Source organism: Aeromonas sp. FDAARGOS 1406, from assembly GCF_019048565.1.
Taxonomy (GTDB): Bacteria; Pseudomonadota; Gammaproteobacteria; order Enterobacterales; family Aeromonadaceae; genus Aeromonas; species Aeromonas caviae.
Genome location: NZ_CP077378.1, coordinates 2,834,908 through 2,857,500, shown reverse-complemented (window position 1 = coordinate 2,857,500; position 22,593 = coordinate 2,834,908). Strand labels below are relative to the sequence as shown.

At 61.2% G+C, this 22,593-nt stretch carries 21 protein-coding genes and 3 pseudogenes (1 of these 24 only partly in view); 18 read left to right on the top strand and 6 right to left on the bottom strand.

Annotation, left to right across the window (positions count from 1 at the left end):
- Together I6L36_RS13435 and pepQ are read right to left on the bottom strand one after the other, a co-directional pair.
- Positions 1–476, bottom strand: partial view of a YigZ family protein gene (locus I6L36_RS13435; protein WP_010672418.1) — the 5' portion only. It extends 142 nt beyond the left edge of the window; only the first 476 of its 618 coding nucleotides appear in the window; the start codon lies at positions 474–476; its stop codon lies off the left edge, out of view.
- Positions 476–1,798: a Xaa-Pro dipeptidase gene (gene pepQ / locus I6L36_RS13430; RefSeq protein WP_201985723.1), complete on the bottom strand. Its 1,323-nt coding sequence runs from the start codon at positions 1,796–1,798 to the stop codon at positions 476–478. The genes I6L36_RS13435 and pepQ overlap by 1 nt, the downstream gene beginning before the upstream one ends.
- Positions 1,799–1,994: 196 nt before the next feature.
- Here pepQ and I6L36_RS13425 point away from each other — a divergent pair, with 196 nt between their 5' ends.
- From I6L36_RS13425 to I6L36_RS13400, 6 genes are all read left to right on the top strand, one after another.
- Positions 1,995–3,932: an acetoacetate--CoA ligase gene (locus tag I6L36_RS13425; RefSeq protein WP_053288893.1), complete on the top strand. Its 1,938-nt coding sequence runs from the start codon at positions 1,995–1,997 to the stop codon at positions 3,930–3,932.
- 205 nt (positions 3,933–4,137) lie between these two features.
- Entirely contained in the window at positions 4,138–6,285 is a 2,148-nt protein-coding gene (fadB, locus tag I6L36_RS13420; RefSeq protein ID WP_053288894.1) for a fatty acid oxidation complex subunit alpha FadB, read from the top strand.
- Positions 6,286–7,470 (top strand): acetyl-CoA C-acyltransferase FadA, encoded by a 1,185-nt coding sequence (gene fadA, locus I6L36_RS13415; RefSeq protein WP_200906076.1) that lies wholly within the window; start codon positions 6,286–6,288, stop codon positions 7,468–7,470.
- 347 nt (positions 7,471–7,817) lie between these two features.
- On the top strand, positions 7,818–8,540 hold the full coding sequence (locus I6L36_RS13410; RefSeq protein WP_010672413.1) for a response regulator: 723 nt from the start codon (positions 7,818–7,820) through the stop codon (positions 8,538–8,540).
- Between the two features lie 113 nt (positions 8,541–8,653).
- Complete coding sequence (locus tag I6L36_RS13405) at positions 8,654–10,099, top strand: ATP-binding protein (protein WP_010672412.1); 1,446 nt, start codon at positions 8,654–8,656, stop codon at positions 10,097–10,099.
- A 3-nt stretch (positions 10,100–10,102) separates the two neighbouring features.
- Entirely contained in the window at positions 10,103–11,359 is a 1,257-nt protein-coding gene (locus tag I6L36_RS13400) for an ABC transporter substrate-binding protein (RefSeq protein ID WP_201921891.1), read from the top strand.
- A 44-nt stretch (positions 11,360–11,403) separates the two neighbouring features.
- On the opposite strand, the gene I6L36_RS13395 is transcribed toward I6L36_RS13400, so the two are convergent.
- Positions 11,404–11,595 (bottom strand): hypothetical protein, encoded by a 192-nt coding sequence (locus I6L36_RS13395; protein ID WP_010672410.1) that lies wholly within the window; start codon positions 11,593–11,595, stop codon positions 11,404–11,406.
- A gap of 281 nt (positions 11,596–11,876) precedes the next feature.
- Here I6L36_RS13395 and tusA point away from each other — a divergent pair, with 281 nt between their 5' ends.
- From tusA to I6L36_RS13370, 5 genes and pseudogenes are all read left to right on the top strand, one after another.
- On the top strand, positions 11,877–12,122 hold the full coding sequence (gene tusA, locus I6L36_RS13390) for a sulfurtransferase TusA (RefSeq protein WP_041214136.1): 246 nt from the start codon (positions 11,877–11,879) through the stop codon (positions 12,120–12,122).
- Between the two features lie 18 nt (positions 12,123–12,140).
- Positions 12,141–12,488: a RidA family protein gene (locus tag I6L36_RS13385; protein ID WP_052814723.1), complete on the top strand. Its 348-nt coding sequence runs from the start codon at positions 12,141–12,143 to the stop codon at positions 12,486–12,488.
- 28 nt (positions 12,489–12,516) lie between these two features.
- Positions 12,517–12,606 (top strand): annotated as a pseudogene (locus tag I6L36_RS13380) (endoribonuclease L-PSP); the annotation flags it as partial.
- Positions 12,607–12,634: 28 nt separating this feature from the next.
- Positions 12,635–12,724 (top strand): annotated as a pseudogene (locus tag I6L36_RS13375) (endoribonuclease L-PSP); the annotation flags it as partial.
- Between the two features lie 28 nt (positions 12,725–12,752).
- Positions 12,753–12,842, top strand: a pseudogene (locus I6L36_RS13370) (endoribonuclease L-PSP); the annotation flags it as partial.
- 144 nt (positions 12,843–12,986) lie between these two features.
- Here I6L36_RS13370 and I6L36_RS13365 read toward each other — a convergent pair.
- Together I6L36_RS13365 and I6L36_RS13360 are read right to left on the bottom strand one after the other, a co-directional pair.
- Positions 12,987–13,643 (bottom strand): OmpA family lipoprotein, encoded by a 657-nt coding sequence (locus tag I6L36_RS13365; RefSeq protein WP_010672405.1) that lies wholly within the window; start codon positions 13,641–13,643, stop codon positions 12,987–12,989.
- A gap of 161 nt (positions 13,644–13,804) precedes the next feature.
- Positions 13,805–14,047: a hypothetical protein gene (locus I6L36_RS13360; RefSeq protein ID WP_053288899.1), complete on the bottom strand. Its 243-nt coding sequence runs from the start codon at positions 14,045–14,047 to the stop codon at positions 13,805–13,807.
- Between the two features lie 431 nt (positions 14,048–14,478).
- Here I6L36_RS13360 and I6L36_RS13355 point away from each other — a divergent pair, with 431 nt between their 5' ends.
- Entirely contained in the window at positions 14,479–15,039 is a 561-nt protein-coding gene (locus tag I6L36_RS13355; protein WP_080989849.1) for a cysteine hydrolase family protein, read from the top strand.
- A 54-nt stretch (positions 15,040–15,093) separates the two neighbouring features.
- Here the strand turns inward: I6L36_RS13355 and I6L36_RS13350 are convergent, their stop codons facing one another.
- Positions 15,094–15,672 carry a DNA-3-methyladenine glycosylase I gene (locus I6L36_RS13350; RefSeq protein WP_053288901.1) on the bottom strand — a complete coding sequence of 193 codons (579 nt, stop codon included), beginning with the start codon at positions 15,670–15,672 and terminating at the stop codon, positions 15,094–15,096.
- Between the two features lie 187 nt (positions 15,673–15,859).
- Here I6L36_RS13350 and glyQ point away from each other — a divergent pair, with 187 nt between their 5' ends.
- From glyQ to I6L36_RS13320, 6 genes are all read left to right on the top strand, one after another.
- A complete protein-coding gene (gene glyQ / locus I6L36_RS13345; protein ID WP_005339464.1) occupies positions 15,860–16,783 on the top strand; it encodes a glycine--tRNA ligase subunit alpha in 924 nt (307 codons plus the stop codon).
- 9 nt (positions 16,784–16,792) lie between these two features.
- Positions 16,793–18,874, top strand: coding sequence for a glycine--tRNA ligase subunit beta (gene glyS, locus I6L36_RS13340; RefSeq protein WP_053288902.1), 2,082 nt, complete (start codon positions 16,793–16,795; stop codon positions 18,872–18,874).
- 138 nt (positions 18,875–19,012) lie between these two features.
- On the top strand, positions 19,013–19,459 hold the full coding sequence (locus I6L36_RS13335; protein WP_053288903.1) for a hypothetical protein: 447 nt from the start codon (positions 19,013–19,015) through the stop codon (positions 19,457–19,459).
- Positions 19,456–19,899 (top strand): hypothetical protein, encoded by a 444-nt coding sequence (locus tag I6L36_RS13330; protein ID WP_152952594.1) that lies wholly within the window; start codon positions 19,456–19,458, stop codon positions 19,897–19,899. Before I6L36_RS13335 ends, I6L36_RS13330 begins: the two co-directional genes overlap by 4 nt.
- A gap of 872 nt (positions 19,900–20,771) precedes the next feature.
- A complete protein-coding gene (locus I6L36_RS13325; protein WP_053288904.1) occupies positions 20,772–21,536 on the top strand; it encodes an EAL domain-containing protein in 765 nt (254 codons plus the stop codon).
- Positions 21,537–21,689: 153 nt separating this feature from the next.
- Positions 21,690–22,463 (top strand): hypothetical protein, encoded by a 774-nt coding sequence (locus I6L36_RS13320; RefSeq protein ID WP_042882740.1) that lies wholly within the window; start codon positions 21,690–21,692, stop codon positions 22,461–22,463.
- The last annotated feature ends 130 nt before the right edge of the window (positions 22,464–22,593 follow it).

Genomic DNA, 22,593 nt, shown 5'->3' with positions numbered 1-22,593 from the left:
TGGGCAGAGATGAGGGACTCCACGGCCCCCATGTCGGTGTAGTCACACTGGATCACGGAAGAGGTCAGCTGACGCTTGATACAGGTTTCAAGTTGCTTGAGTGCTGCCCCCACACCACCGCCATAGGCCTTGACCAGGCCACCGGTCCCCAGCAGCACTCCACCGTAATAGCGCACCACCACGGCGGCGACTTCACCCAGACCGGCCCCCATCAACTGGGCCAGCATGGGTTTGCCCGCCGTGCCCGAGGGTTCGCCATCATCACTGAAACCATAAACCTGGCTGTCTTGGGGGGCGCCGGCGACAAAAGCCCAGCAGTGATGCCGGGCTCCCGGGTGTTGCTGTTTGATCTCGTCTATCCAGGCCTTGGCGGCCTCGACGGTCGGAGTGTGGGCGATGTAGGTAATGAAGCGGCTCTTCTTGATCTCTTCGCTCACCTCCAGCGGGGCTGCCGGTATGGGGTAATCCGTCGCCATCAGAGCCCTGCTTGTCTGGTCAGGTTCTCCACCCCGTTGGCATGCAGCACCACGTTGTCCTCGATGCGAATGCCACCATAGGGACGCAGCACCTCCACCTTGTTCCAGTTGACCCGCTTGCCCTGCTCACCCTGGCGCAGCGGCTCCAGCAGGCTGTCGATGAAGTAGAGGCCGGGCTCTATGGTGAAGACCTGACCCACTTCGATCACCCGGGTGCAGCGCAGATAGGGGAACTGCTCGGGGGCCGCCAGGTGGGTGCCGCGCTCATCCTGCATGAAGCCGCCGGCATCGTGTACCTGCAGGCCGAGGAAGTGGCCGAGACCGTGGGGGAAGAAGACATTGGTCACCCCGGTATGGATCATCTCGTCCACCGACATGTCTACCAGTTCGGTGGCTTGCAGCAGGCGCGCCAGCCTGTGGTGCATCTGCAGGTGCAGCTCGCTGTAGCGGCGGCCCGGCTTGATCTCGTCGATGATCTCCTGTTGCTGTGCATCCAGCGCTGCGATCAGATCGGCGAACTCACCGCGGCGCCAGGCCCAGGTCCGGGTAATGTCGGAGGCATAACCGTGCACGTCCACACCTGCATCGATGAGAAAGGAGTAACGCTCCGCATCCGGCACCCGCTGGGTGGAGAGATGGGTGTAGTGCAGGATGGCCGCATTGCGGTTGATGGCAACAATGTTGCCGTAGGGCGCCTCATTGGCCCCCTGTCCGACCGCCTTCATGTAGGCCAGGTTGATCTCGAACTCGCTCGCCCCCGCCATGAAGGAGTCCTTGGCCGCGATGTGGCCGCGCACGCCGATGCGGTTGGCATCGCGAAGACATTCCAGCTCATAGGGCGTCTTGTAGGCACGGTGGTAGTGCAGGTAGTTGAGGACCGCCTCCGGATTGGGCTGGCCCAGTCCCAGCAGCTCGGCCACTTCCAGATGGCCGCCCAGATAGGCCCACTCCTGCTTGTTGGCCGGCAGGTGATCGGCAACCTGCTCCGGGCGAGTCAGGAAGCGAATGTCGAAGAAGTCGACCCAGAAGGCGTTGGGCAACTCCGCCACCTTGTGCCAGAAGTCCACCGGCCGGTAGAACAGCAGCACCGGCTTGCTCACACCATCCACCAGCAACCAGCAGTGAGGATTGTCCAGCACCGGCAGCCAGGCCTTGAACTGGGGATTCACCTTGAAGGGATAATCCTGATCATCGAGGAAGATGCGATGAGTCTGGCCGGAGTGGATAGCGAGACCGCCAAGACCCTGTTGTTGCAGGATGTCGCGGGTTCGCTGCTGAAGGGTGTCGAGATGCTGGGCAAAAAGTTGGCTGTAACTGCTCATGGCGTCCTGCTCCGGGCGAATGTGACTTCAGCATAACATCAAGCGAATCAAGGCTCGAGCCACCCGGCTTTCGCTTCGTGAGGTAACGCATAGGTTACAGGCTTTTTGTTATGAAGATAAAACAGACAATTAACAAACAAAGAACAATTCAATACACTGCCCACAGACAGTAGATATCAGCCGTCAGGAACGACTCATGCAAAACCTTTGTCTGTGGACACCGGATCAGGACAGGATGCAGCACTCCAACCTCCACCAGTTCATGGCCGAGGTCAATCACTTCCATGGTCTGCAACTGCGCAGCTATGCCGACCTGTATCAATGGTCGGTGGAGAAGACCACCCGCTTCTGGCCCCTGGTGTGGCAGCACTGCGGCGTCAAGGGCGAGCTTGGCAACATTGTGGCGGAGAACCGCCAGGATATGCAGCGCGCCCGCTGGTTCCCCGACAGCCAGCTCAACTTCGCCGAGAACCTGCTGCGCCGTCAGGATGAGAGCCCGGCCATCATCTCCCGCATCGAAGGGGGTCCAAGCCGGACCCTGAGCTGGCATGAGCTGGCAGATCAGGTCGCCCGCCTGGCCCAGTGGCTTCGCAGCCAGGGCATAGGCCGGGGTGATGTGGTCGCAGCCTACCAGCCCAATATCCCGGAAACCGTGGTAGCCATGCTGGCAACCACCAGCCTCGGCGCGATCTGGACCTCCACCAGCCCCGATTTTGGCGAGGCCAGCGTGGTGGAGCGCTTCGGCCAGACCCGTCCCAGGGTGCTGTTCGCGGTGGATGGCTACCGCTACGGCGGCAAGGCCATCGACATTCAGGACAAGGTGGCCAGCGTCGTCGGTCAGCTCGACAGCATAGAGCAGACGGTGATGATCCCTCTGCTCGGCAACCCGCTGCAGCTTGGTCACAACTGGCAGCAATTGCTGGCAAGCCAGCATGACACCCAGCTCGCCTTCGAGCCCATGGCTTTCAATGACCCGCTCTATATCCTCTACTCCTCCGGCACCACCGGCAAACCCAAGTGCATCGTGCACGGCATTGGCGGCACCCTGCTGCAACACCTGAAAGAGCACCAGTTACACTGCGACATCAAGCCGGGGGAGCGCATCTTCTACTTCACCACCTGTGGCTGGATGATGTGGAACTGGCTGGTGAGCGCCCTCGCCTCCGGCGCCACCCTGGTGCTCTACGATGGTTCCCCCTTCTACCCGGATGGCAACGTGCTGTGGGATCTGGCACGGGACGAAGAGGTCGCCCTGTTCGGCACCTCGGCCAAGTATCTCGATGCGCTGCACAAGCAGGGTTATGCCCCCATCAAGACCCACGACTTGCCGCACTTACGGCTGATCTGCAGCACCGGATCCGTGCTGTCGCCGGAGGGGTTTGACTACGTTTACCAGCAGATAAAGCAGGATGTGCAGCTCAGCTCCATCTCTGGCGGCACCGACATCTGCTCCTGCTTCGTCATCGGCAACCCCTTGAGCCCCGTCTATCGCGGCGAGAGCCAGGGGCGCGGCCTTGGTCTCGCGGTGCAGGTATTCAACGAGGCGGGCCAGCCGGTGCTGGGTGAAAAGGGCGAGTTGGTCTGCACCAAGCCTTTCCCGGCCCAGCCCATCTACTTCTGGGGTGACGAGAACGGCGACAAATACCACGCCGCCTACTTCGAGCGGTTCGACAACATCTGGTGCCACGGGGACTGGATCGAGCTGACCCCGACCGGCGGCATTCTGTTCTACGGCCGCTCCGACGCGACCCTCAACCCGGGCGGCGTGCGCATCGGCACCAGCGAGATCTACCGCTATGTGGAACAACTCGACGAGGTGGAGGAGAGCATCGTCATCGGCCAGCAATGGAAGCAGGACGAGCGGGTGGTGCTGTTCGTCAAGCTCAAGGCGGGCTGCAAGCTGGATGAGCCGCTACGCGAGCGGATCCGCCAGCAAATAAAGCAGCACTGCACCGCCCGCCACGTGCCCGCCCGCATCCTGCAGGTGGATGCCATCCCCCGCACCAAGTCCGGCAAGATAGTAGAGCTGGCGGTGCGGGAAGTGGTGCACAACCGCCCCGTCAACAACACCCACGCCCTCGCCGATCCCGAGGTCCTGAACCAGTATCGCAACCGGCCGGAACTGGCTAGCTGATACCACGCTCATCTCCATCGGAGGCGCCGCAAGGCGCCTCTTTTTTTGCCCGTTTTGTGATGAAGAGCTTTTACTCGACAACTGTTAAACAAATGTTTTAAATAGGTGTTGAAAATGTCTCCTTTTGGATCAATAGTGAGCCTCGCCCCCTGCTGGGGATAAAGGAGCACCATTCCCCACAGAGTGGGAACAAGGAGACACTCTCATGATCTACCAAGGCGAAACCCTGACGGTCAGCTACCTCGAAGACGGCATTGCCGAGCTGAGGTTCGATGCCCCGGGTTCAGTCAACAAGCTGGATCGCGCTACCCTGCTCTCCCTGAGCGAAGCGATCGCCGCATTACAGCAACAAGCCGATTTGAAGGGTCTGATCCTCACCTCCGGCAAAGACGCTTTCATCGTCGGCGCCGACATCACCGAATTCCTGGAACTGTTCGATCTGCCGCAAGAAGACCTGCTCGGCTGGCTGAAGAAGGCCAACGACATCTTCAGCGCCATCGAAGATCTGCCGGTGCCCACCCTCTCCGCCATCAAGGGCCATGCTCTGGGCGGCGGCTGCGAGACTATTCTCTCCACCGATTTCCGGTTGGCTGACACCAGCGCCAAGATTGGCCTGCCCGAGACCAAGCTCGGCATCATGCCGGGCTTTGGCGGCACTGTCCGTCTGCCGCGGGTGATCGGAGCCGACAACGCGCTGGAGTGGATCACCACCGGCAAGGATTACCGTGCCGATGACGCCCTCAAGGTGGGTGCCATCGATGCCGTGGTCGCCCCCGACGCGCTGCACAGCGCCGCCGTGCAGATGATCAAGGACGCGATCAAAGGCAAGCTGGACTGGCAGGGCCGCCGCGCCGCCAAGAAGGCCCCGCTGCGCCTCTCCAAACTGGAAGCCATGATGAGCTTCACCACCGCCGCCGGTATGGTTGCCGCCGTGGCGGGCAAACACTATCCGGCCCCCATGGCCGCCGTGAAGACGGTGGAAGCCGCCGCTGGCATGGGCCGTGACGAAGCGCTGGCCGCCGAGGCCGCCACCTTCATCAAATTGGCGAAAACCGACGTGGCCAAGGCGCTGGTCGGTATCTTCCTCAACGATCAGCACATCAAGGCGCTGGCCAAGAAGGCCGCCAAGCAGGCAAACAAGGCCACCGGCCATGCCGCCGTGCTGGGTGCCGGCATCATGGGGGGCGGCATCGCCTACCAGTCTGCCAGCAAAGGCATCCCGGCGGTGATGAAGGACATCAACGAAAAAGCGCTGGCACTTGGCATGAATGAGGCCACCAAGCTGCTCAACGGCCAGCTCGAGCGCGGTCGCATCGACGGCATCAAGATGGGCCAGGTGCTCTCCGCCATCACGCCGACCCTGAGCTATGACAGCGTCAAGCATGTGGACGTCGTAGTCGAAGCCGTGGTCGAGAACCCGAAAGTGAAGGCCGCCGTGCTGAGTGAAGTGGAAGGAATCATCGGCGAAGACGCCGTGCTCGCCAGCAACACCTCCACCATCCCCATCTCCCTGCTGGCCAAGGGGCTGAAGCGCCCCGAGAATTTCTGCGGCATGCACTTCTTCAACCCGGTGCACCGCATGCCGCTGGTGGAGATCATCCGCGGCGAGCAGACCTCCGATGAAACCATCAACCGCGTGGTGGCCTACGCCGCCGCCATGGGCAAGTCCCCGGTCGTGGTCAACGACTGCCCCGGCTTCTTCGTCAACCGCGTGCTGTTCCCCTACTTCTTCGGCTTCAACAAGCTGGTCGCCGATGGCGCCGACTTCGCCGCCGTCGACAAGGTGATGGAGAAGGAGTTCGGCTGGCCCATGGGCCCCGCCTACCTGCTGGACGTGGTCGGCATCGACACCGGCCACCACGCTGGTGACGTGATGGCGCAGGGTTTCCCGGCGCGCATGAGCAAGGAAGGTCGTACCGCCATCGACGTAATGTATGACGCCAGCCGCTTCGGCCAGAAGAACGGCAAGGGTTTCTACGCCTACGAGCAGGACAAGAAGGGCAAGCCGAAGAAGGTGGCCGACACCGCCAGCTACGAGCTGCTGGCCCCCATCGCCAAGCCGAAGCAGGACTTTGACAAGGACGCCATCATCGCCCGCATGATGATCCCGATGATCAACGAGGTGGTGCTCTGCCTGGAAGAGGGCATAGTCGCCACGCCAGCCGAAGCCGATATCGCGCTGGTCTACGGTCTGGGCTTCCCTCCCTTCCGCGGCGGCGTGTTCCGCTATCTGGACACTATCGGTCTGGATCACTACGTGACCATGGCCGACCAGTATGCCGACTTGGGCCCGCTCTACCGCGTCAGCGACCGCTTGCGTGAGATGGCCGCCCAGGGCAACACCTTCTACTGATTGCGGAAAGGAGATCCATTCATGAAAGACGTAGTCATTGTCGACTGTATCCGGACCCCGATGGGCCGGTCCAAGGGCGGCGCCTTCCGCAACGTGCGTGCAGAAGACTTGTCCGCGCACCTGATGAAATCCATCCTGCTGCGCAACCCCAACCTCGACCCGAACGAGATCGAGGATATCTACTGGGGCTGCGTGCAGCAGACCCTGGAGCAGGGCTTCAACATCGCTCGCAACGCCGCCCTGCTGGCCGGCATTCCCAAGCAGGTGGGGGCAGTCACCGTCAACCGCCTGTGCGGCTCCAGCATGCAGGCGCTGCATGATGCCTCCCGCGCCATTCAGGTAGGTGATGGGGATATCTTCATCATCGGCGGCGTCGAACACATGGGCCACGTGCCCATGAGCCACGGGGTGGACTTCCACCCCGGCATGGCCAAGTCGGTGGCGAAAGCCTCCGGCATGATGGGGCTGACCGCCGAGATGCTCGGCAAGCTGCACGGCATCAGCCGATCGCAGCAGGACGAGTTTGCCGCCCGCTCCCACCGCCGCGCTCACGCCGCCACCGTGGAAGGCCGTTTTGCCAAGGAGATCGTCGGGCTGGAAGGCCATGACGCCAGCGGCGCCCGCTTCTTCTACGACTACGACGAAGTGATCCGCCCGGAGACCACGGTCGAGACTCTGAGCCAGCTGCGCCCGGTGTTTGACCCGGTCAACGGTACCGTCACCGCCGGCACCTCCTCGGCCCTGTCCGATGGCGCCGCCGCCATGCTGGTGATGAGTGCGGACCGTGCCAAGGCGCTCGGCCTCACCCCGCGCGCCAAGGTACGTGCCATGGCCATCGCCGGCTGTGACGCCGCCATCATGGGTTACGGCCCGGTGCCGGCCACCCAGAAAGCGCTCAAGCGGGCCGGTCTGACCGTCGGCGACATCGATCTGTTCGAACTGAACGAAGCGTTTGCCGCCCAGTCCCTGCCCTGCGTGAAGGATCTGGGTCTGCAGGATCTGGTGGACGAGAAGGTGAACCTCAACGGTGGCGCCATCGCCCTGGGTCACCCGCTCGGCTGCTCCGGTGCCCGCATCTCCACCACCCTGATCAACCTGATGGAAGAGAAGGACGCCACCCTGGGAGTCGCCACCATGTGCATCGGCCTGGGTCAGGGCATCGCCACCGTGTTCGAACGGGTGTAAGTGAATCACTCCTGACCGCTCACCGGTCAGGGACGCCGCCTCGGGGCGGCAACAACAGACAGAAGGCGGCCCTGCTTCCCGGCACTGCGGCCCCATCACGAATACCGGGTCAGCCTGCCGACCCTGCTGTCGAGTCTGTGGAACGCGCCACACGGGGTGCGCTCCTGCCGTCGGAATCTGCGTGTTGGCCGGCCCGTTTGGGTCGGCCTTTTTTATTCTTTTCCCGCGATCGGGGCCAATCCTGAGGCTATATTGCCCATAACTTCACATTAGAGGGGGGGCTTGCTTGCTTTTTACTCCCCCGACAGGTTCAATCTGCACAAAAAAATGGGTGGATGCACATACATATGTCAACGAGCAAACAACTGCTTATCGTCGACGACGATCGGGAGATCCGCGAGCTGCTCAACGAGTACCTGACCCGGGCCGGTTTTGAGGTACTGACCGCGGCTGAAGGGAACGAGATGCGCCAACAACTGGCCCAGCACAGCCCGGACCTCATCATTCTGGACATCATGATGCCCGGCGACGACGGCTTTACCCTCTGCCAGCAGATCCGCCGCGACTCCCAGGTACCCATCATCATGCTCACCGCCGCCTCCGACGAGGCTGACCGGGTGATCGGTCTGGAACTTGGCGCCGACGACTACATCGCCAAGCCGTTCAGCCCGCGCGAGCTGCAGGCCCGCATCAAGGCGCTGCTGCGCCGCGCCGAATTCCGCCAGCCGGAGAAAGAGAAGGAACCGAGCCGTCGGCTGCGCTTCGCCGAGTGGACCCTGGACACCCTGAGCCACCAGCTGACCCACGAAGATGGCAGCCTGCTGGATCTCTCCGGCAGTGATGCCCTGCTGCTCGGCATGTTCCTGCAGCAGCCCGGCGTGGTGCTGGACAGGGATACCATCTCGGACGCCACCCGCGGTCGCGAGAGCCTGCCCATGGAGCGCGGCATCGATGTGCAGATCAGCCGCCTGCGCCAGAAGCTGGGTGACAACGGCAAGAGCCCGCGCATCATCAAGACCATTCGCGGCAGCGGCTACATGCTGATCGCCGAAGTCCACGAGATCCCGTAACAGACAGACGCTACGGCGAGACCTTGAACGGGCAGAAGAGAGACCCATCACGGGGCAACGGCAAGGCACAGAGGTAAGCACCCCATGCTGATCGACAAGAGACACACGCTGCCATGACGGGGCAGAAGTTCTGGCGGGCCCTGGTGCCCCGCTCCCTGCTGTCGCGGATGCTGCTGCTGCTGCTGCTCGCCATCCTGCTCTCCCAGACCATCCTCACCGGCATCTGGATGCAGCAGATCCAGAAGCGGGAGCTGGAGGGCATGCTCAGCACCACCCGCAACCTGGCGCTGTCGGCGGCTTCCACCGTCAACTTCTTCAAGTCCCTGCCCCTGCAATACCGCCACATCGCCCTGGATCAGCTGCGCAACATGGGGGGCAGCCGCTTCTTCGTCTCCCTGAACGAGGAAGAGATCCACATCAGCGCCATCCCCGACAGCGAGCGAAAAACGCTGGTGCTCAAGGAGGTGCAGGAGGTGCTCAGCCGCAAGCTCTCCGACGCCATGGCGATCAAGGTGGACTTCTCCCGCCCCGAGGAGCTGCACGTCTTCAACAACGACACCCTGCTGGCGGATCTCCCCTCCTCCTGGGCCCGCTACACTCTGTCCCTGGAGCCCATCAATCCGCCGGTGCTGGTGACCCAAATAGAGATAGAACCGGGGGAGTGGCTCTATCTTGCGGCCCTGCTGCCCGCCCCCTACATGACGCTGGATGACACCGTGATGCCGAGCAACCAGGTGCGTTTCATCGCCCTGATGACGGTCTTCCTCTGCTTCTTCACCTTCATGCTGGTGCGCTGGCAGACCCGCCCCCTGCGTCGCCTCGCCAAGGCGGCGGTCAACCTCGGCAAGGACATCGACCAGCCGTCCCTCAAAGAGGAGGGTGCCTCCGAAATCGTGGCGGCGACCCGCGCCTTCAACATCATGCAGCAGCGCATTCGCCGCTTCATCGACGATCGGGAGCGCCTCTTCAGCTCCATCTCCCACGACCTCAAGACCCCCATCACCCGGCTGCGACTGCGGGTCGAACTGCTGGACGACGAGGTGCAGATCGCCAAGTTCAACAAGGACCTGGACGAGCTGGAGCTGATGGTCAAAGGGGCGCTGCAGACGGTCAAAGAGACGGACATTCACGAGAACCTTGAGCAGATCGACGTCAACGCCCTGCTGGAGCAGATGGCGGAGGCCATGAACCTGCACGAGGATCTGCTCACCATCGAGGGTCACTGCAAGTGGCCCTATCGCGGCAAGCTGCTGGCCCTCAAGCGCTGCATCGGCAACCTGGTGGACAACGGCATCAAGTACGGCCAGAAGGTGCGCATCATCATCATGGACGACGAGGAGATGCTGATCCTCTTCATCATGGACGAGGGGCCCGGCCTGCCGGACGATCAGTTCGAGCGCATCTTCGAGCCCTACTACCGCCTCAGCACCGATGCCGCCGGCACCGGGCTGGGCCTTGGCATCGCCCGCAACATAGCCCACGCCCACGGCGGCGACCTGGTGCTGGAAAATCGCCCCCAGGGCGGCCTGCAGGCCACCCTCTCCCTACCAAGGCAGTAATGTATGAAGTGGTTGTCTTTTTCTGTCATCGCCCTGCTCTCCTTGCCCGTTTGTGCCTCCCAGGTGGAGGTATTGCACTGGTGGACCTCCGGCGGCGAGGCCAGGGCCGTGGAAGTGCTCAAGTCCGAGTGGGCCGAACAGGGCAACCAGTGGAACGACTTCGCGGTACAGGGCGGGGGCGGCAAGAGCGCCATGACGGTGCTCAAGAGCCGGGCCCTGGCGGCAAACCCGCCGGAGGCGGCCCACCTCAAGGGGTTCGAGCTGCACGAGTGGGGCAGCCTGGGCTTTCTGCGCGATCTCACCCCCATGGCCGAGCATCTCGGCTGGTACCCTCAGCTGCCCCCCATGGTGCGCGACACACTCAGCCAGAACGGCGCCCTGATGGCGGTCCCCACCGGCATCCACCGGGTCAACTGGCTGTGGCTCAACCGCAAGGTATTCGAGCGACAGGGGCTCAAGCCCCCCACCGACTGGGCCCAGTTCGTGGCGGTGGCGGACAAGCTCAAGGAGCAGGGCATCCCCCCCCTCGCCATCGGTAACGAACCCTGGCAGATCGCGGTGCTGTTCGAAACGGTGGCCCTCGGCGAAGGGGGCAAGACCTTCTATCGCAAGGCCTTCCTCGAACAGGACAGCGCCACCCTGACCGGCCCCGACATGGTGCGGGTGCTGACTCGCTTCCAGCAGTTGCGCGCTTATGTGCCCGAGAAATACGCCGGCCTGAAATGGCACCAGGCCACCAACTTGCTGGAGAGCGGCGGCGCCGCCATGCAGGTGATGGGGGACTGGGTGAAAGGCGAGCTGAGTGCAGGCAACTACCGCCCCGGCGAGGATATCGAGTGCCTGCCAAGCCCGGGCAGCCAGGGGCTGTTCAGCTACAACCTCGACTCCATCGCCATGTTCAAGCAGCGGGATCCCGCCCAGTTGCAGGCCCAGGGCGAGCTGGCCAGGCTGTTGATGACACCGCGCTTCCAGGAAGCGTTCAACCGGGTGAAGGGCTCCATCCCGGCGCTCATCAAGCCAGACATGAGCAAGTTCGATCGCTGCGCCATCCGCTCCTATCGGGACTTCCTCCACGCCGAGCAACAGGACAACCTGCTGCCCAGCATGGCGGAGGGGATGGCGGTGCCCACCAACATGCGCCAGGGGATCATGGATGTGCTAAGCAGCTTCTTCAACGACGCCAGGGCCAACCCCGAGCAGACGGCACAGCAGCTGGAACGCGCCATGCGCTCGACCCGTTCCGGCGCGGAGCAGAAATGACAAAGGCGGACATCGTCCGCCTTTGAGTGCCGAGAGCCAGGCTCTCAGGAGGGATCGTTCTCGTCCTCATCCTCGTCGTAGTAGTCGCTGAGCTCGATCCAGAGCCCCAGTCCTATCATCACCATGGAGCCGAACCAGGTACCGGTATTACCGATCGGGCTGCCCAGCACTATCATGGCGAACGACAAGAACCCCATGCCTGCGTAGGCTTGCAATCTGCCGTAGGAGACCTGCATATTCACACCTCCTTGTTGAATATGGTTCAATTTTTATATTACTCATCGAGCGAAGCCTGGGTAGAGCCGGTTCACATTTTGGTAGCATATGCTGCATAACCGCCCCGTGGTTTGATTATTTTTTCGCCGTGAGTATCATTGCTGGCCGAATTGGTTGAAGGTTGATTATTGATGAGTGCTTTATTCTGCGACGCAACGCACGAGTTGGACGCAATCGGGCTTCGTTGCCCCGAACCCGTGACGATAGCGCGCAAGAAGGTGCGGCTGAAGGTTGATTATTCATGAGTACTGAATTCTGCAATGCGACCCACGAGCTGGACGCAATCGGGCTTCGTTGCCCCGAACCCGTGATGATGGTTCGCAAGAAAGTGCGGCTGATGGCGGATGGGGAGACCCTGCTGGTCAGCGCCGACGACCCCTCCACCACCCGCGACATTCCCAGCTTCTGCCGCTTCATGGACCACACCCTGGTCGCCAGCGAGACAGAGCAGGCCCCCTATCGCTATCTGATCCGCAAGGGTCAATAACCCTGTACCGGAGCAAACATGACAACCATTACCCGTATCGGGACCACCCAGCGCTGGTCTGATGTGGTCATCCACAACGGCACCCTCTACGTGGTGGAAGTGCCCGCCACCGACACCGCCGACATCCACCAGCAGACCCGTGAAGTGCTGGAAAGCCTGCAGCGTCTGCTGGAAGCCAACGGTTCCGGCGTCGACAGGATCCTGATGGCCAACATCTATCTCAAGGACATTGAAGACATCGCCGCCTTCAACGCCCAGTGGGACGCCTGGATCCCTGCGGGTACAGCCCCGGTCAGAGCCTGCGTACAGGCCCGTCTCGCCCACGAAGGCTACAAGGTGGAAGTGCAGCTGACTGCGGCTGTCTAAACAAAGCGGGATGCCTGGCTCCCCTGATGCCGACACAGCCCCCGTTCGCGCCTGTGTACAGGCCCGTCTCGCCCACGAAGGCTACAGGGTGGAAGTACAGCTGACTGCCGCTGTCTAATCAAAACGGGATGCCTGTCTCCCCTGATGCCGACACAGCCCCCGTGCGCGCCTGCGTGCAGGCCCGTCTCGCCCACGAAGGCTACAGGGTGGAAGTACAGCTCACTGCCGCTGTCTAAACAAAGCGGGATGCCTGGCTCCCCTGATGCCGACACAGCCCCGGTCCGCGCCTGCGTACAGGCCCGCCTCGCCCACGAAGGCTACAAGGTGGAAGTGCAGCTGACTGCGGCTGTCTAAGAGGCGGTTATCCCCTCATCCCCGACCCTTCTCCCGCAAGGGGAGAAGGGAGCAAAGAACAAGGCGCCACTGCCCACAACGCCGGATAGCAAAAGGCCCCGCCATCACTGGCGGGGCCTTTTTCATGACTGCAACGCAGGCCGCTTAGGCGGTCGGGGTCAGGGTGATGGTTACCCGACGGTTCTGGGCCTTACCTTCAGCGGTGCTGTTGCTGGCCACCGGCTGATCCGGGCCCACACCACTGATGGCGATGCGGCTGCCGGACACGCCCTGGCCGATCAGCTGGGCGGCAACGGCATCGGCGCGATCCCGGGAGAGCTTCATGTTCAGCTCGCGGGAGCCGGTGCTGTCGGTGTGACCGACCACGTTCAGACGGGTCTTGTCGAACTCGGCAACCACCAGGGCCACACCGGACAGGGTGTTGGCACCGGCGGCTTTCAGCTGGGCGCTGGAGCTGTCGAAGGTGACGTTGTTCGGCATGTTGAGGATCAGCTGATCACCGTTGCGGGTCACGCTGACGCCGGTGCCTTGCAGCTTCTCACGCAGCTTGGCTTCCTGCACATCCATGTAGTAACCGATACCGCCACCCAGGGCCGCACCGGCGGCGACGCCCGTCAGGATGCCCTTTTTGCGGTCGCCCTTGCTGGAGGAGAGCGCCCCCACGGCTGCGCCGGTCGCCGCACCCGCCAACGCGCCCCAGGCGCCCTTGGAGGTCTGGGATTCACCGGTATAGGGGTTGGTGGTACAGCCAGTGATGGCGACGGTCAGGGCAAGTGCAGGAACCAGTTTCTTGAAATGCATGAAAAAACCTCTGAAAAAGAACGACTCTAGCCGATAGCCGCGCATTCTAACCCAGAGAGGCGCCAGAGTGTGACGCGCGCATTGCGAAGATGGTCAGGGGGCAAAACGCCCCCTGCCCCTTGCGACTTACTCGGTGCAGGCCATCTTCGGACGGGCCCGCCTCAATATTTGATCTCCCGGGCCTTGTCTCGCCCCTCCTGCTTGTTGTCACGATGCTCCTGGCGGCAGTCGGCATTGCCCACCACCCCCTCACGACACGCCTGTTTCGCGTCACGGGACTCCTGACGGGTATCCTGACGCACATCGCGGGCGTCACGGCGCTCCTGGGCCTGCTTGGTGGCCTGTGCAGGCAGGGCGGCCAGCAAGGCGGTGGCGGCAAGCAGGGCCAATACGGACTTCTTCATGATGGCTCCTTCGCCAGACAACCTGAACCGGTCCGGCGTCTTTCAATGATAGGGGAGGGGCAGGATCCCGGTAGCGCAACCTCGGCCCTCGGGGACGTCGTCTGTGCAGCCTCGGACCTTCTTGCACAGGGCCGGCTTCCCCTCGTGTTTGCCCTGACGAGCAACATCATCCCCGGGGTACAGCCGATCAGGCTCAGACAACCGGGGAAGAGAGGGCGGCGGCGCTCAGTGACACGGGATTCCCTCGTGATGACGATCCCGATGGTGAACCCGTGTGACTGTATCCCGGCTGTACCGAGGGGCGAAAAGGCCCCAGGCCCGGTGCAACGGAACATGCTCCCGGGGTCTGGAGTGGTTGCCCCCCATATGCGGGTTGTCTCATAAGAGCCCATGGCCCCAGAGTGGGTGACATTTCTCACGGAGCCATGACCATGTCGTCCCTTTCCCGCCCCGCGCTGCTCATCATCGACATCCAGGTGGGCCTCCTTCACGGCCCGGAAGCCCCCCATGCCGGGGCCGAGACCCTGGCCAACATCAATCGCCTGAGCCAGGCGGCCCGCAGTGCCGCTCTCCCTGTGCTGGCGGTGCGCCACACGGGCCCGGCCGGCAGCCCCATCGCCGCCGGCAGTCCGTTCTGGCAGCTTGCGCCTGAGCTGGTCGTCGGCGAGGCCGATCGGGTGTTCGACAAGCAGCGCCCCAGCGCCTTCCATGGCACCGGTCTCGATGGCTGGCTGAAAGAGGACGGCGTGCAGACCCTGATCGTCACCGGCATGAAGACCCAGTACTGCATCGACACCACCTGCCGGGCGGCGGCAGATCTCGGCTACACCGTAGTGCTGGTGAGCGATGCCCATACCTGCATGGACACGCCGCAACTGACCGCCCCCCAGATCATCGCCCATCACAACGCCACCCTGGCCGGCCCCTTCGTGCGGCTGATGAGCAGCGACGAGGTGTGCGAGGCGCTCGGCCGCCCCCTTGAGCCCTGCTGATTCAGAGCAAAAAAGAAGGGAGGCTTGAGCCTCCCTTCTTCGTGCATTTCCCCTTCACGTCGCCGCTGCTTGCTGGCACTCGGCGTGGCAAGGGCAGGTCACCAGATGATCGTTCACCATGCCCACCGCCTGCATGAAGGCGTAGCAGATGGTGCTGCCGACGAAGGTGAAGCCGCGCTTCTTGAGGGCCTTGGACATGGCATCCGACTCCGGCGAGGTCGCCGGAATGTCGCCGTTGCCCTGACGCTGGTTGACGATGGGGGCGCCGCCCACGAAGCCCCACAGATAATCGACGAAGTCGATGCCTTCCGCCTCCAGCGCCAGATAGGCGCGGGCGTTTTTGATGATCGACTGCACCTTGAGCCGGTTGCGAATGATGCCGGTATCCTGCATCAGCCGTTCCACATCTTGGTCGTCGAACTGCACGATGCGCACCGGATCAAAATCCGCATAGGCGCGATGGTAGCTCTCGGTGCGCTTGAGGATGGTGATCCACGACAGCCCCGCCTGTTGACCATCGAGGCAGAGCTTGGCAAACAACTCGCGGGCGTCATACACCGGCCTGCCCCACTGCTTGTCATGGTATTCGATGTATTCCGGGTCTTTGGTCACCCAGGCGCAGCGCAGTTCCATTTCCTCTCCCCTGTTTTTCATCGGCCATCGGCAGGCCGCTTGCGTCGGCGACATCATAGGGCAAGCGGCAACATAGCCCCACTAATCCCCTGTAATTTCGCCTATTATCCGACCATGCCAGACGGTATACTCCCTCGGTTCACATTCAGCAAATCTTGCTCTGATTTCATTTCGCGCGAAAAACACTATGCAAAAATTCGATGTCAAAACCTTTCAGGGCCTGATCCTGCAGTTGCAGGACTATTGGTCCCGCCAGGGCTGTACCATCATTCAGCCGCTGGATATGGAAGTGGGTGCCGGTACCTCCCACCCCATGACCTGCCTGCGCGCCCTGGGCCCGGAGCCCATCGCCTGCGCCTACGTACAACCGTCCCGCCGTCCGACTGACGGCCGCTACGGTGAGAACCCGAACCGCCTGCAGCACTACTACCAGTTCCAGGTGATCATCAAGCCCTCCCCCGACAACATTCAGGAACTCTATCTGGGCTCCCTGAAAGAACTGGGTATGGATCCTGAAATCCACGACATCCGCTTCGTGGAAGACAACTGGGAAAACCCGACGCTGGGCGCCTGGGGTCTGGGTTGGGAAGTGTGGCTGAACGGCATGGAAGTGACCCAGTTCACCTACTTCCAGCAAGTTGGCGGCCTCGAGTGCAAGCCGGTGACCGGCGAGATCACCTACGGTCTCGAGCGTCTGGCCATGTACATCCAGGGCGTCGACAGCGTCTACGATCTGGTCTGGTCTGACGGCCCGCTGGGCAAGACCACCTACGGCGACGTGTTCCACCAGAACGAAGTGGAGCAATCCACCTACAACTTCGAACACGCCGACGTGGAGTTCCTGTTCCACTGCTTCGAGCAGTACGAGAAGGAAGCCCAGAACCTGCTGGCACTGGAAAAACCGCTGCCGCTGCCTGCCTACGAGCGCATCCTCAAAGCCGCTCACTCCTTCAACCTGCTGGATGCCCGCAAGGCCATCTCGGTCACCGAGCGTCAGCGCTACATCCTGCGCATTCGCACCCTGACCAAGGCCGTGGCAGAGGCATACTACGCCTCCCGCGAAGCGCTGGGCTTCCCTATGTGTCAGCGCAGTGAGAACAAGCAAGGTTAAGGAACGGACATGGCACAATATACATTTCTGGTAGAGATCGGTACTGCTGAGCTGCCGCCCAAAGCCCTGCGCTCCCTGGCCGAAGCCTTTGCCGACAACTTCAAAGCCGAACTGACCAAGGCCGATCTGGCCTTCGGCGCCGTCGAGTGGTTTGCCTCACCGCGCCGTCTGGCGCTGAAGGTGAGCGAGCTGGCTGGCGAACAGCCGAGCAAGAGCGTCGAGAAGCGCGGCCCGGCCGTAGCGCAGGCGTTCGATGCCGAAGGCAAGCCGACCAAGGCTGCCGAAGGCTGGGCCCGTGGCAACGGCATCACCGTTGAGCAGGCCGAGCGTCTGGTCACCGACAAGGGCGAATGGCTGGTTCACACCGCCAAGGTCGAAGGCCGTCCGGCCGTCGATCTGCTGGGCGAACTGGTTAGCCAGGCGCTGGCCAAACTGCCCATCCCGAAAATGATGCGCTGGGGCGACAAGACCATCCAGTTCGTGCGTCCGGTCTTCACCGTGACCCTGCTGCTGGATGGCGAGCTGGTGCCCGCCCACATTCTGGGTATCGACTCTGCCCGCACCATCCGCGGCCACCGCTTTATGGGCGAGAGCGAGTTCACCATCGACAACGCCAGCCAGTACCCGCAGATCCTGCAGGAGCGCGGCATGGTGATTGCCGACTTCATGGCCCGCAAGGCCAAAATCAAGGCTGACGTCGAAGCGGCCGCTGCCGCCTTCGGTGGCGTGGCCGATCTGGACGACGCCCTGCTGGAAGAAGTGACCGCACTGGTCGAGTGGCCGGTGGTGCTGACCGCCAACTTCGAAGAGAAGTTCCTGGCCGTGCCGGCTGAAGCGCTGGTGCACACTATGAAGGGTGACCAGAAGTACTTCCCGGTCTACGACAAGCACGGCAAGCTGCTGCCGAAGTTCATCTTCGTCACCAACATCGAGTCCAAAGACCCGAGCCAGATCATCAGCGGCAACGAGAAGGTGGTTCGTCCCCGTCTCTCTGACGCCGAGTTCTTCTTCAAGACCGACCTCAAGCAGACCCTGGCCTCCCGCCTGCCGCGCCTTGAAACCGTGCTGTTCCAGCAACAGCTGGGCACCGTCAAAGCCAAGGTCGAGCGTATCGAGACCGTCGCTGGCTTTATCGCCGAGCGCATCAGTGGTGGCGATAATGCCGTCGTGACTCAGGCCCGCCGTGCCGGTCTGCTCTCCAAGTGTGATCTGATGACCAACATGGTCGGCGAGTTCACCGACACCCAGGGTGTCATGGGGATGCACTACGCCCGTCACGATGGCGAAGACGAAGCCGTGGCCGTGGCCCTCAACGAGCAGTACATGCCGCGCTTTGCCGGTGATGCCCTGCCGTCCGGTCTGGTTGCCTGCGCCGTCGCGCTGGCCGACAAGTTCGACACCCTGGCCGGTATCTTCGGCATCGGCATGCTGCCGAAGGGTGACAAGGACCCGTTCGCCCTGCGTCGCGCCGCCATCGGTGCCCTGCGCATCATGACCGAGAAGCAGCTGGATCTGGATCTGGTTGAACTGGTTGAAGAAGCGGTACGCGTCTACGGCGACAAGCTGACCAACAAAACCGTCGTTACCGACGTGGTCGACTTTATGCTGGGCCGCTTCCGCGCCGCCTATCAGGACGAAGGTATCGGTGCCGACGTAGTGCTGGCCGTACTGGCCCGCCGCCCGACCCGTCCGCTCGACTTCGATCGTCGCGTCAAGGCCGTCAGCCACTTCCGCACGCTGGATGCCGCCCTGGCACTGGCTGCCGCCAACAAGCGCGTGAGCAACATTCTGGCCAAGGTCGAAGGCGAACTGCCGACTGCCGTCAAACCGGAACTGCTGGTCGATGCCGCCGAGAAGGCGCTGGCCACCCAGGTTGCCGAACTGCAAGCCGAACTGGCCCCGCTGTTCGCTGCCGGTGACTATCAGGCTGCCCTCACACGTCTGGCCGCCCTGCAGGGGCCGGTCGACACCTTCTTCAACGAGGTGATGGTGATGGCCGACGACGAAGCCCTCAAGGCCAACCGTCTGGCACTGCTGAACAACCTGCGCAACCTGTTCCTGCAAGTCGCGGATATCTCCCTGCTGCAGTAACGAAGATTGCCTGTATTACCCCAAAATGGCGCCATAGGCGCCATTTTTTTACAGATAGGTTCAATACAAGAATCTCTGTGTGATAAGGTTAGTATTTTTATGACATGAGTCATTATCAATAGGATAAAGGAACCTAAATTGCCTAAAGACTCTAAGAATGTCGCATCAAAGCATTTTTCTGGCGAGATATTCGACAAGCCGTTAATAATGGAAGGTTTTATAGAAAGTGAGCCCACACGTTATATCGCTGAAATGCCATACGATTTAACTAGATATGAATTTAGCATCATAAAAAAGCCTGATAACACAGAAATGTATTTTAATTTGTTCGCAGGTGCTAGTATAGGCCTACTAATATCGATCATTGGAAAAGCCGTAGCCTCCTTAGTAGCTAAAGAAGACCCTCAACTAGCTGGATGGGAAATAATATCGCTAGTCATTGGCTTATTTATTTGCCTAGTAACAAAGCGTTTCGTTAAATCTAATGAAGACAAAGAAAAGGAAGATTTACTAAACGCGATAGAAGAGCACTTCATCAATAACAAAAAAAGAAAACTACATGTTACTAAGGGAGAATGGCAATGAAGATTAATTCTCTTCCCACCAACTATAAGGCACCGAGTAGTATTTATATCGGTAGCAACATCATATCCAATGTTAATACTTTGATAGATTTCAAAGGATTCGCTCCCATATTAATAGGGGATGGCAAGATTCCCAGGATATGGATTAATATACCAGCCAAACAAGATGGTTCAGAGTGGTATCCATTGGTAAAAGATAATTTCTCTACAAACCCATCTGTTCTTGTAATTAAAAGCGGAAATAGAGTTAAAGTAACTACGCCAGATGGCGTGATAATTGACTGTGAAAAAGAAAAGAATGGAAGTGTTACAGTTAATAAATTAAATTTAAAACCCTTTGGTTTAAATGTTTATTCAGATGAAAAAAGCATGAGCATTATGAATGCAACTTTCTCATCAAGCAAATTTTCAAACATGATGTCCGTAATTGGCATTAGCTAACAATGTCAGTTCGTAGGTTCGATTAGCCGTCAGGCGTAATCGGACGTTCGCGTAAATCAATTCTCCCGCCATAACGGCCAGCCGAATTTTCCCCTCCGGCTGGCCACCCTGTTTCATGGCAACAACCGCAATCAAAACCTCTCGTTCGTCCGATTACGCTGCGCTAATCGAACCTACAGAAAGCGGTGGCTTGCAGAGCATGCCGGTCGGTGCCGAGCATCGAGAAACCCAACATTGACCTTGGGTTGGCATAACGCCCCCTCATCCCCAACCCTTCTCCCGCGAGGGGAGAAGGGGGCAACCCGTAGGTTCGATTAGCCGCCAGGCGTAATCGGACGTTCGCGTAAATCGATTCTCCCGCCATAACAGCCAGCCGAATTTCCTCCCTCCGGCTGGCCGCCTCTGTTGCACGACAACAACCGCAATCAAAGCCTCTCGTTCGTCCGATTACGCTGCGCTAATCGAACCTACAGGGCATTGGCTGGTGCTCTATGCCGGTTGCTCAAGATCGGCCATTGCCCTTTGCGGGCTATGAGCGGGCCAAGTTGCTGCATCAGGGCACACTGCGAGCATGCATAAGTAAAAATTGGGTCATTATCCGAAAACCCATAAATTCTGTTTATACCGACTGCCTTGGCGGAGTTGGCTGCCACCAGCGGCGCTAACGGGTGCCTACGGGGCATCGCCCGATCTCTGGCAAACAAGCGAGGCCATCCGCGCCCGCCCTTGCCGCATATCTTGCAGCAAACGGGGTAACGTTTGGTACCTCAGGAGGAGTGGCTGCGTATTACCGGGAAATTACTCTGCTGGCGGAGCCGAGCTGTTATCATTTGAGTCAGTCCCCAGCGCCGCCACGCCCCGAGAGGAGAGTCATGGATATACCTGCCGCCCCGTCCTCCACCCTCTGCCAGCAGTGTCATGAGCAGGTGGATCTCGACTTCGATTTCACCATGGCCTTCCAGCCCATCGTCGATTGCAGCCAACGCACTGTCTTCGGCTACGAGGCCCTGGTGCGGGGGCTCAACAACGAGTCGGCGCAGAGCGTGATTGCCCGGGTCAACGACGACAACCGCTACCGTTTCGATCAGCTGTGCCGCATCAAGGCCATCGCGCTGGCCGCCCGGCTCGATATGCGGGGCATGCTGAGCATCAACTTCCTGCCCAATGCGGTCTATCGCCCGGAGCGCTGCATTCGCACCACGTTGCAGGCGGCCCGCGAGCACCTCTTCCCCATCGAGCAGATCATGTTCGAGTTCACCGAGGTGGAACAGGTGCAGGACAACCGCCATATTCGCGGCATCGTCGATCACTATCAGGCCCTGGGCTTCAAGACGGCGATCGACGACTTTGGCGCCGGTTACTCGGGCCTGAGTCTGCTGGCCGATTTTCGCCCCGACATCATCAAACTCGATATGCACCTGCTGCGCGGCATCGACCAGGACCCGATCCGTCAGGCCATCGTTCGCCACTGTCTGGCGCTGTTTACGGAGTTGCAGATCACCCCGCTGGCGGAAGGGGTCGAGACCCGCGACGAGATGGCCTGCCTGCGGGAGATGGGCGTCAGCCTGATGCAGGGCTATCTGTTTGCCCGCCCCGGCTTCGAAACCCTGCCCGAGGTGGATTTCGCCAGCCTGTGAGCGGCGCTGGCTATCTCCCTTTGTTGTCGTTCATTCGGGCAAGGCGGCCCGGAGGGTATCCACGGGCGGACGGCAGAAAGCGCTGGACCGGGCAACCCCCTGGGCTAGGATAGGACTGTCACCCTTTGCAACCACCGCTCTGACAGGGACACCATGGCGCAGGTTTCAGGATACCGCTTCTTCGCTCTTTCACTGCTCTTGCTGCTGGCCTTCCAGGTATGGGGGGCGCAAGGCAGGGGCAACATCACACTGGTGAGCTCCCTTGAAACCAGGGAGTCCCCCTATGGTCGCTGGCTCGATCTCATCTATCGGGACGCGTTCGCTCGCCTGGGCTATGACTTCCAGTACCAGGGCTACCCCGGGGGACGGGCCCCCCTGCTGGCAGAGCAGGGACAGGTCGATGGCGAGATCCACCGCGCCGCCAGCTACCAGCAGCAGACCCGCACCCTCCAGCGCGTGCCCGAGCCCCATTTCGCCGTCTCCTATCAGGCCTATGCCCACCAGCCCGGGATCCAGCTGCAGGGGTGGCACAGCCTGCTGGGCACCGGTTATCGGGTCGAGTTTCGCCGTGGCGCCAAGCTGCCGGAGATGATGCTGGGCAAGGTGGTGGCACCGAACCGGCTCTTTGCCATCACCACCGCCGAGCAGGGGATGGGCAAGCTGCTCAAGGGGCGCAGTGACCTCTATGTGGAGCAGACCCTGATTGCCAGCCAGGCCCTGGCCGCCCTGACGCGCCAGGACCCGGGCTATGCCGGCATCTACTCCGCCGGGGTGATGGAGCTGGCCGATTCTTACGTCTACCTGCACGAACGGCATCAGGATCTGCTGGCCCCCCTTGCCAGCGTGATCCGGCAAATGAAGCAGGACGGCACGGTGGCGCGCTATGAGCAGCAGGCCATGGCGGCTGAGGGCACCAGCCAGCCATGACGTCCTCTTTTTCCGCAAGCCCTCCCGCGCCCTGACCATGCAGGAGACCCGGGGCGATCAATTCTGTCGCAGAGTCATGGCCGCAGCGGGCACCCTGTTCGTCAACACCACGTTGACAAAAACGCCCCCT